Origin of the sequence: Galbibacter sp. (assembly GCF_035306585.1) — a bacterium.
Taxonomy (GTDB): domain Bacteria; phylum Bacteroidota; class Bacteroidia; order Flavobacteriales; family Flavobacteriaceae; genus Galbibacter.
In genome coordinates, this window is the sequence record NZ_DATGNU010000001.1 from 1 (window position 1) to 13,322 (window position 13,322).

The 13,322-nt window shown below is 38.0% G+C and carries 15 protein-coding genes, 1 tRNA gene and 1 pseudogene; 7 read left to right on the forward strand and 10 right to left on the reverse strand.

Annotated features, from left to right (window positions below; all coding sequences use genetic code 11):
* Window positions 1-52: 52 nt before the first annotated feature.
* Window positions 53-838 carry a recombinase zinc ribbon domain-containing protein gene (locus tag VKY50_RS00005; RefSeq protein WP_324297576.1) on the forward strand — a complete coding sequence of 262 codons (786 nt, stop codon included), beginning with the start codon at window positions 53-55 and terminating at the stop codon, window positions 836-838.
* Here VKY50_RS00005 and VKY50_RS00010 read toward each other — a convergent pair.
* The 5 genes from VKY50_RS00010 to VKY50_RS00030 form a co-directional block, all read right to left on the reverse strand.
* Window positions 801-872, reverse strand: a tRNA-Arg gene (locus VKY50_RS00010). The two genes, VKY50_RS00005 and VKY50_RS00010, sit on opposite strands and share 38 nt — an antisense overlap.
* Window positions 873-913: 41 nt before the next feature.
* A complete protein-coding gene (locus VKY50_RS00015; RefSeq protein ID WP_324297546.1) occupies window positions 914-2,290 on the reverse strand; it encodes an exonuclease domain-containing protein in 1,377 nt (458 codons plus the stop codon).
* A 15-nt stretch (window positions 2,291-2,305) separates the two neighbouring features.
* Window positions 2,306-3,022 carry a DNA repair protein RecO gene (gene recO, locus VKY50_RS00020; RefSeq protein ID WP_324297548.1) on the reverse strand — a complete coding sequence of 239 codons (717 nt, stop codon included), beginning with the start codon at window positions 3,020-3,022 and terminating at the stop codon, window positions 2,306-2,308.
* Window positions 3,023-3,121: 99 nt separating this feature from the next.
* The gene (gene gdhA / locus VKY50_RS00025; RefSeq protein WP_324297550.1) at window positions 3,122-4,465 is read right to left on the reverse strand and encodes an NADP-specific glutamate dehydrogenase; all 1,344 of its coding nucleotides are present in this window, start codon (window positions 4,463-4,465) and stop codon (window positions 3,122-3,124) included.
* A gap of 110 nt (window positions 4,466-4,575) precedes the next feature.
* Window positions 4,576-5,733, reverse strand: a complete 1,158-nt coding sequence (locus VKY50_RS00030; RefSeq protein ID WP_324297552.1) for a trans-sulfuration enzyme family protein — start codon at window positions 5,731-5,733, stop codon at window positions 4,576-4,578.
* Window positions 5,734-5,826: 93 nt separating this feature from the next.
* On the opposite strand from VKY50_RS00030, the gene VKY50_RS00035 reads away from it, so the two are divergent.
* From VKY50_RS00035 to VKY50_RS00045, 3 genes are all read left to right on the forward strand, one after another.
* Window positions 5,827-6,585 carry a DUF3298 and DUF4163 domain-containing protein gene (locus tag VKY50_RS00035; protein WP_324297554.1) on the forward strand — a complete coding sequence of 253 codons (759 nt, stop codon included), beginning with the start codon at window positions 5,827-5,829 and terminating at the stop codon, window positions 6,583-6,585.
* Between the two features lie 105 nt (window positions 6,586-6,690).
* Window positions 6,691-7,041, forward strand: coding sequence for an arsenate reductase family protein (locus tag VKY50_RS00040; RefSeq protein ID WP_324297556.1), 351 nt, complete (start codon window positions 6,691-6,693; stop codon window positions 7,039-7,041).
* The gene (locus VKY50_RS00045; RefSeq protein WP_324297558.1) at window positions 7,038-7,931 is read left to right on the forward strand and encodes a DMT family transporter; all 894 of its coding nucleotides are present in this window, start codon (window positions 7,038-7,040) and stop codon (window positions 7,929-7,931) included. The genes VKY50_RS00040 and VKY50_RS00045 overlap by 4 nt, the downstream gene beginning before the upstream one ends.
* Before the next feature lies 1 nt (window position 7,932).
* Here VKY50_RS00045 and VKY50_RS00050 read toward each other — a convergent pair whose 3' ends face one another.
* Entirely contained in the window at window positions 7,933-8,409 is a 477-nt protein-coding gene (locus VKY50_RS00050; RefSeq protein ID WP_324297560.1) for an acyl-CoA thioesterase, read from the reverse strand.
* A 108-nt stretch (window positions 8,410-8,517) separates the two neighbouring features.
* Between VKY50_RS00050 and VKY50_RS00055 the strand changes: the two genes are divergently transcribed.
* Window positions 8,518-9,477: a YheT family hydrolase gene (locus VKY50_RS00055; protein WP_324297564.1), complete on the forward strand. Its 960-nt coding sequence runs from the start codon at window positions 8,518-8,520 to the stop codon at window positions 9,475-9,477.
* Between the two features lie 14 nt (window positions 9,478-9,491).
* Here the strand turns inward: VKY50_RS00055 and VKY50_RS00060 are convergent, their stop codons facing one another.
* Window positions 9,492-9,944, reverse strand: coding sequence for a DoxX family protein (locus VKY50_RS00060; RefSeq protein WP_324297566.1), 453 nt, complete (start codon window positions 9,942-9,944; stop codon window positions 9,492-9,494).
* A gap of 52 nt (window positions 9,945-9,996) precedes the next feature.
* Entirely contained in the window at window positions 9,997-10,563 is a 567-nt protein-coding gene (locus tag VKY50_RS00065) for a Crp/Fnr family transcriptional regulator (RefSeq protein ID WP_324297568.1), read from the reverse strand.
* 310 nt (window positions 10,564-10,873) lie between these two features.
* Here VKY50_RS00065 and azu point away from each other — a divergent pair, with 310 nt between their 5' ends.
* Together azu and VKY50_RS00075 are read left to right on the forward strand one after the other, a co-directional pair.
* Complete coding sequence (gene azu / locus VKY50_RS00070; RefSeq protein ID WP_324297570.1) at window positions 10,874-11,392, forward strand: azurin; 519 nt, start codon at window positions 10,874-10,876, stop codon at window positions 11,390-11,392.
* A 158-nt stretch (window positions 11,393-11,550) separates the two neighbouring features.
* Window positions 11,551-12,450 carry a 3-keto-disaccharide hydrolase gene (locus VKY50_RS00075; RefSeq protein WP_324297572.1) on the forward strand — a complete coding sequence of 300 codons (900 nt, stop codon included), beginning with the start codon at window positions 11,551-11,553 and terminating at the stop codon, window positions 12,448-12,450.
* 14 nt (window positions 12,451-12,464) lie between these two features.
* On the opposite strand, the gene VKY50_RS00080 is transcribed toward VKY50_RS00075, so the two are convergent.
* Window positions 12,465-12,914, reverse strand: coding sequence for an SRPBCC domain-containing protein (locus VKY50_RS00080; protein WP_324297574.1), 450 nt, complete (start codon window positions 12,912-12,914; stop codon window positions 12,465-12,467).
* 174 nt (window positions 12,915-13,088) lie between these two features.
* A pseudogene (locus VKY50_RS00085) lies at window positions 13,089-13,322 on the reverse strand (group II intron reverse transcriptase/maturase); the annotation flags it as partial.

A 13,322-nucleotide genomic window follows, 5' to 3' on the forward strand; every position in this document is an offset into this window, starting at 1 on the left:
ACAGGGTCAACACGAACCGTTAATCAGCGAAGAACTTTTCCATAAAGTACAATTGATACTGGACGGCAATAAAAGGGTAGAACGCCCGAACACGAAAATTCTGTCCGATAAGAACCTGCCGTTACGGGGTTTTCTGACCTGCCCGAAATGTGGTCGTAATCTCACAGGCAGTGCATCCAAAGGCAGAACGAACCGCTATTATTATTACCATTGCATTGCCTCCTGTGGCTTCAGAGAGCAAGCCGGAAATGCCAACGCTGTTTTTGAAAACGGACTGCTCCAGTTCGAGCTAAACGATGGCATAAAGAACATCCTTAAAAAGCTGCTACTGGACAACTATAAGAAATTTGTGCAAAGTCCGATGAACGAGAAAAAGAAGATTTCGAAGGAAATAGACCGCTTGAACGCAAGACTATCCGTTGCCCGCAACAAGCTTTTATCTGAAACCATTGATGACGAGGAATACCTCGAAATCAAGAGAGACTGCAAACAACAAATTGAAACGTTAGAGGAACAGCTGAGCAAGGACGGTTTGAATGCCAAGAAAGTCAATATAGACAAGTCTTTGGACAGGGCGTTACAAAGTATCGTCAATATCCCGAAACTGTACAGGGAAGGGGGAATCAGCACCAAAAGAGCTGTTATTGGTTCGATATTCCCCGAAAAACTGGAATTTGACGGAAAATCGTATCGAACCGCCCGAATGAACGTCATCGCCAATCATATCTTTCAAGTAAACAACGGATTACCCCTAAAAAAGAACGGGACAAACGAAAATATATTTCATTTGTCCTGTTTAGTAGCCCCGCCAGGACTCGAACCTGGATCTAAAGTTTAGGAAACTTCTATTCTATCCCTTGAACTACGGGGCTATATGACCACAAAAATAAACGTATTTTAAAAATATTTTCACCTAAGGTCTAATTATTTTATAATCTTTTTCCTTGGTTAGAAATTGTCGAACGATATTATAACTATCATTGTCATTGCTTTGAAGTTGAATATAATCCATAAACTGCGTATAAGAAGAAATTTGCTGAGTAGTTTCAACAAAACCATACCCACGATATATCCCGTTTTCTACCCAAACTATCCCACTTTCTTCTGCATTGCGTCCTGGTCCAATTAAAACAAAATTATCTGCCAATACTTTTGAAGTCTCCAAAGCCTCTTTAACCCTGCTATTATAATCTTCTACGGATTCTTCTCCCTTACAGATCCCTCGACAATTATCGAGTTTAAAATGATCACATCCAGTCTTAGAATTGGAAGACGGTAGTAGTTGCGTATATTTTGGGCAGAGCTCAAACTGCTCACAAAGCTCCTCTAAAAAGGCAATACAATCACTAATTTTATAAAAGATAGCCAGTGGCTTTAAAACGAGTTTTGTTTTGTTATAGCCTAGTTGAATGATTCCTAGCCTATTGGTATAGGAGAGTATGGCGTACCCTTTATTTGAGATTCTTTGAGCGCGATTAAATTTTGGAAAATATCTCTTAATTGCCACAGACTCCATCAAAAGTGCCAGAAGCTCATTTCCAGATTCTTCAAAATCGATCGTGGCCGTCTCGCGACAAAGGGCAATCTCATTTTCTTTTTTATTATAGAAATGACTCAGTACTCTTTTTTTGATATGGATCGCTTTTCCAACATAAATAATTACACCATTGCTGTTTTTAAAATAATAAACACCTGGTCTTGGCGGTAGTTTATCAATTGTTTCCTTGGATAGCAAAGAAGGTAAGGAAGCTTCACTTTTTCGGCTATTGAGTTGTCCAAGAATGAAGCCTTCATGATCATTTTCAAGCAGTTTTTCAAAAAGTACCACCGTAGCATCCGTATCGCCTTTCGCACGGTGACGATTATTCAATTCGATTCCTAAATAACTGCACAGCTTCCCTAAGCTATAGGATCTCAACCCTGGAAAAAATTTCCGAGACAACCGAACAGTACAAAGTCTTTTTCGATCAAAAGAAATCCCCAATGCTTTGAATTCATTTTGAATGACCCGATAATCAAAGCCTACATTGTGCGCTACAAACACACAGCCTTCGGTTAACGCTAGGAGCTGATCTGCGATTTCACCAAATACAGGAGCATCCATTACCATACTATCATCAATACCCGTTAAACCAACCACATATGGAGTGATGGGCGCTTGTGGATTAACCAAGGTGTGAAATTCTGAAATGACTTTTGATCCATCATGGATAACAACTGCGATTTCTGTAACCTTGTTATAGGTCCCAGCAAGACCGGTGGTTTCAACATCTATAATAGCATAATGCATAGTCCAATATAAATCTTAGGTGAATATTTCTGGTAGAATCTCCAAGGATTTTGGTTTTTTAAAAGCCATCAAATGATACTGATAGTACCGAATGATATGGTCCAGAAGTAATCCTCTAGATCGTCTATTGAGCTTAATTTCACTAGCGCTTTGAAAATCACCATCCAAGAATTTTTTAAAATCCTCTAACACCTCTCCATCTATCACCTCACTGGGAAGCGATGCAGTAAACTCCCCTTCTTTTAAATCAAAATAGGGGTAATTGATTCCAGAAGTATCGGGATAAAACCCTAAATACTTGGTAAGTTCTAAAAGAAAAATAATATGAAAATTAGCAATTTTTTCGTTGCTATCCAACCACATAAAACCATTGGATATAAAATGAAACAAAGGAACGTTTCTATGCTCCTCCTGTATAGATACTACAAGCATCTCAGAGAGAAACATTCCCAGTGAACTTTTGATAACATCGGTTTGTAAACTCGTGTAAGCAAAATGGAGTTTTACATCTCTAAGGTGTTCCAAGGTACCTTTATTCCGATGGTTTGCAACAATTTCCAAAATAGTAAGTGGTTGAAAATACCCTTTTTTAAACTTACCCTTTCTTGAGGAGAGTACGCCTCTTACCATATAGGATTTTATCCCATCACTCTCGGTAAACAAACGTACGATCAGATTAGAATCTCCGTATTTAATCGCTGATAAAACAATGGCCTTAGTAGTGATCATCATACTGCAAAAGTAATGATCTCCCTCATTGCATGTTCCCAAAAAATAAAAACCCTGAGATTCCTTTGAAATTTCAGGGTCTTTGATTGTGTTTTATGGTATTTAAACTACTCCTTGAGCTAATACAGCATCGGCTACTTTAACAAAACCAGCAATATTGGCTCCTCTTACATAGTTGATATATCCATCCGGATCAGTTCCATGTTCAATACATGAATCGTGGATCTGATTCATAATTCCTTGTAATTTTTCATCAACATCTTCTCTACTCCAGCTGTAACGCATAGAATTCTGAGCCATTTCCAATCCAGATACTGCTACCCCACCAGCATTTGAAGCTTTCCCTGGTGCATATAGGATTTTAGCGTTTACAAAAGTATTCATAGCCTTAGGGGTACAAGGCATGTTGGCCCCTTCACTCACACATATACATCCGTTCTGGATAAGAGTAGCGGCATCTTTGCCATGTAATTCGTTTTGTGTAGCACATGGAAGTGCAACATCACATGGGATATGCCACGGCGTTTTTCCACTAAAGAATTCAGCAGTCGGGTATTTTTCTAGGTATTCTGATATCCTACCACGTTTCACATTCTTGAGATGCATTACAAAGGCTAGTTTCTCGTTATTAATACCATCCTTATCATAAATAGTCCCTGAAGAATCTGATAGGGTCACCACTTTAGCGCCAAGTTCATTGGCTTTTTCAGTCGCATATTGAGCAACATTACCAGATCCTGAGATTGTAACCACTTTGTCCTTAAAGCTATCTCCTTTTAATCTAAACATATTCTGAGCGAAATACACTGTTCCGTACCCAGTTGACTCCGGACGAATCAACGATCCTCCCCAAGAAAGGCCTTTTCCTGTTAGAACACCAGTAAATTCGTTACTGATCTTACGATACATACCGAATAAGAAACCTACCTCACGTGCCCCTACTCCGATATCACCAGCAGGAACGTCCGTATTTGGTCCGATGTGGCGATATAGCTCTGTCATAAAACTATGGCAAAAACGCATTACTTCACGATCAGATTTACCCTTAGGGTCAAAATCAGATCCTCCTTTTCCACCACCCATTGGAAGTGTTGTCAAACTATTTTTAAAAACTTGTTCAAAGGCAAGGAATTTTAAAATACTCATATTCACTGTTGGGTGAAATCGAAGACCTCCTTTGTAAGGACCAATTACAGAGCTCATCTGAATTCTATATCCTCTGTTTACACGTATTTCACCAGTGTCATCTACCCATGGAACCCTAAAGGTAATAGCTCTTTCAGGTTCCGCTAATCGCAATAATATATTCCTACCATTGTACAACTTGTGTTCAGCGATATAAGGGATTACTGCTTCCGCTACTTCATGCACTGCCTGAAGAAATTCTTTTTCATGTGGATTACGGGCTCTCACTTCTTCCATGAAAACCTTAATTTTCTGGTCCATTGATATCATATAATCATATGTATTATTTATTTAACTTTCTGTAACAAAAATATAGGTTTACAAGATATTTTTAGGGCTAATTGACAAAATTACACAAAATCCTAAGATTTTTAACTTTTTAACGCATTCTCAAGATCCGCGATTAAGTCCTCTTTATCTTCAATACCAATACTAAGACGAATCAATCCATCAGAGATCCCCATTTGGGCTCTTGTTTCCGCTGCCATTGCACTATGAGACATGCTAGCGGGATGTGCAGCAAGCGATTCAACACCTCCTAGTGATTCTGCCAAGGAAAACAGTTCAAATTTTGATACAACCCGATCCACCGCTTCTCGGCTATCTCCTTTGACAACAAAAGAAACTACCCCTCCATAATCCTTCATCTGAGCGGAAGCTACTTCATAACCTCGATGCGCTTTTAACCCTGGCCAATACACTTTTTCAACACCCGGATGACGATCCAAAAATTGAGCGATTGCCTTCGCATTTTCGCAATGCCTCTCCATACGAAGTGCTAAGGTCTTTATTCCCCTTAGTGCTAAAAAGCAATCCATTGGACCTGGTACGGCTCCTGTAGCTTTTTGTATAAAATACAACTTATTTGCTAAAGTTTCATCTGAGACTACCAAAGCACCCATCACCAGATCACTATGACCGCCGATATACTTGGTCGCAGAGTGTATTACAATATCTGCTCCGAGTTCCAAAGGACGTTGTAAATAAGGCGATGCAAAGGTGTTATCCACCACTAATAAAACATTGTAATGTTTGGTCTGATTTGCAATTTTTTTGATGTCCACTAGGTGTAAAAGTGGATTGGTAGGAGATTCAATCCAGATAAGTTTCGTCTTATCATTTATCAAGGGAATAATATTGCTAGGATCCTCAAGGTTTATAAAATGGAATTTCACTCCCTTTTCCTGATAAATTTGGGTAAACATTCGATGACTTCCACCATACAGGTTATTAGTAGAAATCACCTCATCTCCAGGGTTTAATAATTTCATCACTGCATCTATAGCGGCCAATCCACTTGCAAAAGCAAACCCAAAATTTCCGCTTTCAATACTGGTTAAACTACGCTCTAAAGCTGTACGAGTTGGGTTACCACTTCTAGAATACTCATAACCCTTGTTTACTCCGAGTGAGTCTTGTTTAAAAGTTGAAGTTTGATAAATCGGTGGCACTACTGCACCGAACGTTTTATCAGGAATTTGTCCTGCGTGAATGAGCTTTGAATTGAAACGAAGATTGTCTTTACTCATAGCTTTATTATTCTTGCACAAAAATATTATTTCCTTTTGGGTATTACAAAGAAGGTCTTACCTTTAATCGATATTTAACAAACTAAGGTTATTATGCGTATATTTTTTGTGTTCGGATCAATTTTAATGCTGTTCTTCGCAGCCTGTAGCAAGGAGGAAAAGATAAGTTTTACCAATACCGACCCTATTGAAAACAACTGTGAGGATTGTCCAAAAATAGCGATTGATCTTCCAATTGCTCAGCCAGAGACTTTGCCCAAGGCACAGAATATCAATGAAATCCTAAGAGAATTTGCCATTTCCATCCTTAATTACACTGAGGAAGATCGTCCTGACTCTATTGCTGATGCCATAGCGGATTTTAACCTTCAATATAAAAAATTAAAGGATGCCTATCCAGAAAACATTGTTCCATGGGAAGCTAAAATTGAAGGAGAGGTTTCCTATGAAAACCAAAAAATTGTCAGTATCATCATGGACAGTTATATTTTTACAGGTGGTGCTCATGGCTATGGAAGTACCTCTTTTCTAAATTTTGATACACGTACAGGTAAAGAATTATCGGTGGAGGACATTTTTATTAACCCAGAAGAATTTACAGTTTTTGTTGAAACCATTTTTAGAAAGCAAAACGACCTCAATCCAGGAGTAAACATCAACAGTACGGGATTTATGTTTGAAGATGATCAATTCCATTTACCACAAAGCATCGGATTCGACCAACAAGGGATTATCCTCATATACAATCCATATGAGATCGCCTCCTATGCCGATGGCCAAACAAAGATCCATGTTCCAATAGCGCAAGCCAAACCTTATATTAAACCGGACTTTCTTGACACGGTAGATTAACGTTAAAAATATAACACTTTCTTTACAAAGTCATCACTAAGAAACAGGCTATATTTTACTTAATTACTTAATTGTCCTAACTTTGTCTTTAAAGTTAAGATAATTATGAAGAAGATCTATTATTTAAGCACTTGTGACACCTGTAGAAGAATTATTGACCTATTAGATTTTCCTTCAGATATCATCTTTCAGGATATTAAATCCGAACCCTTAGGTGTGTCTGATTTAGAACAAATGAAGGAACTGGCAGGTTCTTACCAAGCGCTCTTTAGTAAACGCGCCAGACTTTATAAAGAGCGTGATTTAAAATCCAAAGTCCTCTCAGAGGAAGACTATAAAAACCTTATTTTAGAACATTATACGTTTTTGAAAAGACCCGTAATTATCAACGAAAATAAAATTTTCATCGGCAACAGTGCTAAGGTAGTAGAGGCGGCAAAAGATAGCTTTTCATGAGCAAAAGAGTTCTAGCCCTTCTCGCTGCATTTGGAGCAAGTGTCATTTACGGGATCAACCATACTGTAGCTAAAGATGTTATGCCCACGCATATCCAACCATTTGGATTTATAATGCTTAGGGTCAGTGGCGCAGCGCTTTTATTTTGGCTTATTAGTTTTCTGGGACCACGAGAGAAAATACAATCCAAGGACTGGCCTAGATTACTATTGTGTGCTGTTTTTGGAATGGTCATCAATATGCTCATGTTCTTTAAAGGGCTTAGTTTATCCACCCCAATCAACAGTTCTGTAATCGCGACAATCACGCCCATTTTCGTGTTCATACTCTCTGCCATTATGATTAGAGAAAGGATTACCGCCATACGAACAATAGGAATATTATTGGGATTCGCTGGAGCACTTGGATTAATCTTTTTTAGTGAAAAAACACAACAGAACGCACCTAATGTCACCTTAGGGAATATCCTTTTTATCATCAACGCTATTTCGTATGGTATTTACTTAATAATTGTCAGACCGTTAACCACAAAGTACCATGCCTTCACCCTTATGAAATGGTTATTTACGGTAGGTGTTGTGGTAAACATCCCCTTCACTATTACGGAGTTTACAGCCGTAAAATGGACAAGTCTCCCCTGGGATGCAATTTGGAGAATGACCTATGTGGTTGTGGGAACCACCTTTAGTACCTATCTGCTAAATATCTTTGCCTTAAAACAGCTCAAGGCTTCCACTATTGGTGCTTTTGTTTATGTACAACCTTTAGTGGGCATTCTATTTGCTACTATGGTGGGAGCTGATACGCTTACCTTTTTAAAAATCCTTTCTGCTGCAACTGTTTTCACTGGTGTATATCTTGTTACAAGGGTGAAAAAGCCAGTAACCTAGGCTATTTTAAATCCTTTGGGGTCTTTGCGTATTTTCGGGTATCTTCCTTGGTAAGTATTCGAAAATCTTCCGCACGCTCCACCTTATCAAATAATGGGAGAACATCTTCAGGTAACCCAATCAATTTCCGTGTTTTTAGATCAATCCAAGCACCCATAATCTCACAATGAGCAATATTCCTTCCTTTATGGTCGTAGTAGTTATGGTGGAATTCAAAAAACATCCCATCTTCACTCATCCCCTTGAACTCAAGGCTCACTCGAACAGGTTGTCCACTGAAAACCTCTTTGAAATAGTAAATATGTTCGTAAAAAACAACAGGTCCAATATTAGCTTTGGCTAAAAGCCGTTGATCAAATCCACTTTCAACTAAAAATGACATTCTTGTATGGGCCGCAAATTCAACATAAGCCTTGTTGGCTAAATGCCTGTTTGCATCCAAATCGTTCCACCTTATTTCAAAATCTTTTGTATACATGTGAATTTCTATTCTTGTTTTAGAATCTTTTTGCTAATTTTAATTGTTCTATGCAAAATTAAGAAACAAATACTATGCATGCATACTATTTAAGTTATAATTCACGCTATGCCTCTTGTTGATAGTACTTATCTTCCTCCAATTCTTTTTAGAAATGGTCATTTTTCAACGATTTTTGCCAGTGGTTTTCGCAGAATAGCAAACATTGAGCAGCGTAGAACTCAGTTGCCAACCCCTGATGGGGATTTCCTGGATTTGGATTGGAGTAATGCTCCGAATAAAACAAATAGTCTTGCCATCATTATTCACGGTCTAGAAGGTGATAGCACCCGTCCATATATGAAAGGGAGTGTCCGAGCATTTAATGACCATAATATCGATGCAGTATGTGTAAATTTAAGAAGCTGTAGTGGAAAGCCCAACAAACTGTATACCTCGTATCATTCTGGAAAATCAGATGATCTTAAAGTCGTAGTGGATGCCATAGTGGCGAAAAACCAATACCAAAATATCTATTTAAATGGGTTTAGTCTTGGAGCCAACATCATATTAAAATACCTGGGTGAACAAGATTTTCCAGGCCAAGTAAAGGCTGCAATCGCGGTTTCTGCTCCATGTGACCTCTATGGTACCATGTTAGAGTTACACAAAGCAAAAAATTGGATTTATGCCTATCGCTTTAAAAAAACCCTCCTTGAGAAATTACGACAAAAGCAGTTGCTATTCCCTGATCGCATTGATTTAAAGACCATTAAAGGCATTAAAACGTTAAAGGATTTTGATGATGTTTATACCTCTAAAGCTCATGGGTTTATAGATGCGGTGGACTACTACAAAAAAAGCAGCTCCTTGCAATATTTATCTGATATTAAAATTCCAACCCTTATTCTAAATGCTTTAAATGATTCATTTCTATCCCCGAGTTGCTTTCCAAGAGAAATTGCAAAGAACCATCCCTACCTGTTTTTTGAATCGCCTACCTATGGCGGGCACGTTGGATTTTTCAAATATGGTAAATCCTATTTTAATGAACAAAGAACCATTGCGTTCATCCAAGGTTTACAGTAAAAAATAGCTAGGCTTTATTTACGTAGCACTGCAAAATAGGTCCATCCTATAAAAAATAGTTGTAAGGGTATTCGAAACCATAAATACTTCCAACTGTTCCCATCCAATGATGCATTTTGATAATTCACATTTTTTAATGCGCCATGGATATTTGCAGGAAGCACCACTAAAAGAAATGCAATCAGCACCCATGCGGTAAGGACCCTATAGTTTTCTAATAAGAGCCCTACTGCCATGAAAATCTCTAAGACTCCTGTGATATAAACTATTTCTATTTTGTAAGGCACCTGCTGTGGTATCATAAGAGCCATTCCTTTGGTAAAGAAAAAATGTCCAATGGCCGTAAAGACTAGCATAGCAGATAAGGCCACCCTTGCGGATAAGGCAATTTCGTAGGTGCCTCTGGTTAATTTTACGATCATTAGACAGGCTGTGAATACACCGAGTAATACAATTAATGGTTTCATATGTTTTTTTACAAAATTCACCATTTGATTAACATAAATCAATGAACCTAAGTTAAGAAATTCGCTTACGAATTCTACTTAATGCCTGCGGCGTAACACCAATATATGATGCGATGTATTTTAAAGGAATATTTTTCAACAATTCAGGTTGCTCCTCAAAGAGGTCTAGGTATCTCTGCTGCGCAGACTGGTTTAGCAGGGAAAGTTCCCGCTGTGATTTTTTTAAAAATAAATCTTCGCTCGCATGTCGCCCGATAGCATTACCGATTTCAGTAGCCCTATATATCTCTTGTAGATCCTCAAAGGTAAGTTGCCAAAGCACCGTTTTTGTGAGCGTTTCTATAAAGTAACTTGAAGGAGTTTGTGTCAAAAAGGAATTATACCCACTTACAAAGCCGTTACTAAAGGCAAATGAGAAGGTCAGATCACTGGTCTGCTTCTCGATATAAAAACGCAGAATTCCTTCTTCTATAAAAGAAAGATGGTTTTCAATCTGTCCCTTCTTTAAAAGTAGGTGCTTTTTTTTAAACTCCCGGCGCACAAGTTTGGAAGAAAAAATCTGCCAATCTTGATCTGTGATCACAAAGTTTTTTTCAAAATGTTTTCGGATTTGTTCCATTGCAATGCCTTATTCTACCATAGATGCTTTCAAAACTATAAAAATACTTTATTTAAAACCGAAAATCAATTTGATTGAAAACCTCGCTAAGAAAAAGTAATACAAACCACCTATACATTTTATGTGATTTAACGGTATTTCTTCAGGTGGATATTTCAATTAAAGCATGTAAGCTTCGTATGCTATGTAAGTCTAGACCTGGAATTATCCAAGGGGTTATAATGGTTAAATATTTGCGCAAACTTACTTTAAAATTAGCCATCAAATTAAGAATTCAGTATCTTCGCATAGTAATAAAAATTTTAGTAAAATGAATATCTATAGTAAGTTAATTGCATTTGTATTTGCTTTAGCCATCGTAAGTTGTGGAGATGGTAAAAAGGAAAAAAAAGAAGAGAAATTCCAATATGAGCAAGAAGCTGCAGCACCAGCTAAGGCTTCTAGTGAACAGAAATCGCAAAACGAGGTTCTTATTACTGCTGATGACATGATGAAATTCAGCACTAAGGAAATTCGTGTTAAATCTGGAGAAAAGGTGACCATCACCCTAAAACACACTGGAAAACTGGATGTGAAAGTAATGGGACACAACCTAGTTATCCTTAAAAAAGGTGCAGATTTAATCGCATTCGCTACTGCTGCAGTTGAAGCAGCTGATAATGATTACATTCCTGAGGGAACGGATGATGTTCTTGCTCACACCGAACTAATCGGAGGTGGTGAAACTACCACAATTGAGTTTGATGCTCCAGAGCCAGGTACTTATGATTTCTTATGTAGCTTCCCTGGACACTTTGCTGCTATGCAAGGTAAGTTCATTGTGGAATAAGGAAATTTCTTAGTTGACAAATAAAATAATTTAGCCTACCTTCGGGTGGGCTAAACTATTTATAGCTATGCCCTTAAACTAATAAAAACTAGTAATAACCACAGGAATACGTTGTATTCCTCTCCACTGTACTTCGGTGGATCATACACAATTTATTTATGAGAATATATGGAATTTTGATTTTAGGATTAATTTTTTTTAGTGCTTGTAAAGAGCAAAAAACAACTAGTAAAACGGATGCCAGCGAGGTTAAAGCGGAAACGACCCTTGATGTAAAATGGCAGCAGCTCTTTAACGGCAAAGATCTAGAGGGATGGATTCCTAAGATCTCAAAGCATGAACTTGGAGAGAACTACGCCAATACATTTTCTGTGAAAGACGGCAAAATTGTAGTGAACTACGACGGTTATAATGATGTCTATGATTATCAGTACGGTCATTTGTTCTATGATAAATCATTTTCTGCTTATTTCTTAGCCGTAGAATATCGATTTGTAGGTGAGCAAATTGCCTCGGGTGAAGGATGGGCTTGGAGAAACAGTGGTGCCATGCTACACGGTCAAGACCCAAGAACTATGCTGAAAGACCAAAATTTCCCTATAAGTATAGAAGCACAGTTTCTAGGAGGAAATGGCAAGGATACACGTACCACTTCTAATCTCTGTACCCCTGGGACCAATGTTGTCATGGATGGTGCGTTATTCACTCCGCATTGTACCAATTCGAATTCTAAAACCTATCACGGTGATCAGTGGGTTCGTGCTACTTTCTTAGTTTTAAAAGACTCTATCGTCAAACATATCTTAGAGGGAGAAACTGTTTTACAGTACACTAAACCACAGATTGGTGGAGGAAGTGTTGATCCTTTCGACCCAGCTATTAAACAAGACGGAAAACCATTAACAGAAGGTTTTATTTCACTTCAAAGTGAAAGTCACCCTATTGAATTCAGAAAAGTAGAAATCGTGGATTTAGATCCTATTTACCAAGATAAAGAAAAATTAAATGCTACTGTTGAGGCCCTGATCGCTGCAGAAAAGGAAAAAGCAAAACAGTAATACATCTTTGCTTTTTATACATCAGTAATTTCAGGCTCAACAAGGCGTTTTAACTGATCAAGGCATTCCTGCCAACCCAAATAACAAAGTTCGGCAGGAATGGCTTCAGGTATATTCGTTTGATGAATCCATAACGCCGTACCACACATCACCTCTTTAAATTCCACTGTTGTAAGGATTTCACCTGGTAGATTTGGATTGTCAAATCGATCGGTATAAGTGATGCTCTTATTCTGGTCAATTTCCAAAAATTCACCTCCAAAACTTTCGCCATTGCTCGTGGTAAAGTTCTTAAAGGCCATCATATAACTCCCACCTTTTTTAAATTCTCTATATTCTATTGTACATACATGGCCATATGGTGCTATCCATGATCGGTATGCATCATTGTCCGAGAAAGCTCTAAAGACTTTCGCTACTGGTGCTTTTAAAATTCGGTGTAAATGAACATTATTATCTGACACAAGATTTAAATTTAATGATTAATACACCAAAGGTATCTAAATCAAAAGGTTAAAATCATGGTGCATCCCGACAAATACAAGGGAATTTGCGCAAAAAGGGATAGGAGGAACGGGATTAATTCCCGCTCCGACCTTCCACACCACCCAGCGTACGGATCCGTACTGGGCGGTTCCTTAAGTTTTGATACTAACCTTTCGATATTGGTCTGACAGCATTAGGTATCCTGCTTTTCTTAGAATTTCTGTGGTAATTGTGGTTTTAAGGATAAAGCCATTCGCTGTATGCCAATAACTTTTCCTTGTATTTGCCCACTCCCATGCTTTGGATTTATTAACCCCCAGCTTAATAAGATTCTTTAGTTTGGTTCGTACTTGTTTCCATTGTTTCCATATCACCATTCTGATTCG

Excerpts from the sequence above, each read along its gene's own strand:
- VKY50_RS00015 (WP_324297546.1), bottom strand. The coding sequence starts at position 2,290 with ATGCATTATGCTATTATAGATGTTGAAACCACCGGTCTTGCTGGGACC.
- recO (WP_324297548.1), bottom strand. The coding sequence starts at position 3,022 with ATGATGATCACTACTAAGGCCATTGTTTTATCAGCGATTAAATACGGA.
- gdhA (WP_324297550.1), bottom strand. The coding sequence starts at position 4,465 with ATGGACCAGAAAATTAAGGTTTTCATGGAAGAAGTGAGAGCCCGTAAT.
- VKY50_RS00030 (WP_324297552.1), bottom strand. The coding sequence starts at position 5,733 with ATGAGTAAAGACAATCTTCGTTTCAATTCAAAGCTCATTCACGCAGGA.
- VKY50_RS00035 (WP_324297554.1), top strand. The coding sequence starts at position 5,827 with ATGCGTATATTTTTTGTGTTCGGATCAATTTTAATGCTGTTCTTCGCA.
- VKY50_RS00040 (WP_324297556.1), top strand. The coding sequence starts at position 6,691 with ATGAAGAAGATCTATTATTTAAGCACTTGTGACACCTGTAGAAGAATT.
- VKY50_RS00045 (WP_324297558.1), top strand. The coding sequence starts at position 7,038 with ATGAGCAAAAGAGTTCTAGCCCTTCTCGCTGCATTTGGAGCAAGTGTC.
- VKY50_RS00050 (WP_324297560.1), bottom strand. The coding sequence starts at position 8,409 with ATGTATACAAAAGATTTTGAAATAAGGTGGAACGATTTGGATGCAAAC.
- VKY50_RS00055 (WP_324297564.1), top strand. The coding sequence starts at position 8,518 with ATGCCTCTTGTTGATAGTACTTATCTTCCTCCAATTCTTTTTAGAAAT.
- VKY50_RS00060 (WP_324297566.1), bottom strand. The coding sequence starts at position 9,944 with ATGAAACCATTAATTGTATTACTCGGTGTATTCACAGCCTGTCTAATG.
- VKY50_RS00065 (WP_324297568.1), bottom strand. The coding sequence starts at position 10,563 with ATGGAACAAATCCGAAAACATTTTGAAAAAAACTTTGTGATCACAGAT.
- azu (WP_324297570.1), top strand. The coding sequence starts at position 10,874 with ATGAATATCTATAGTAAGTTAATTGCATTTGTATTTGCTTTAGCCATC.
- VKY50_RS00075 (WP_324297572.1), top strand. The coding sequence starts at position 11,551 with ATGAGAATATATGGAATTTTGATTTTAGGATTAATTTTTTTTAGTGCT.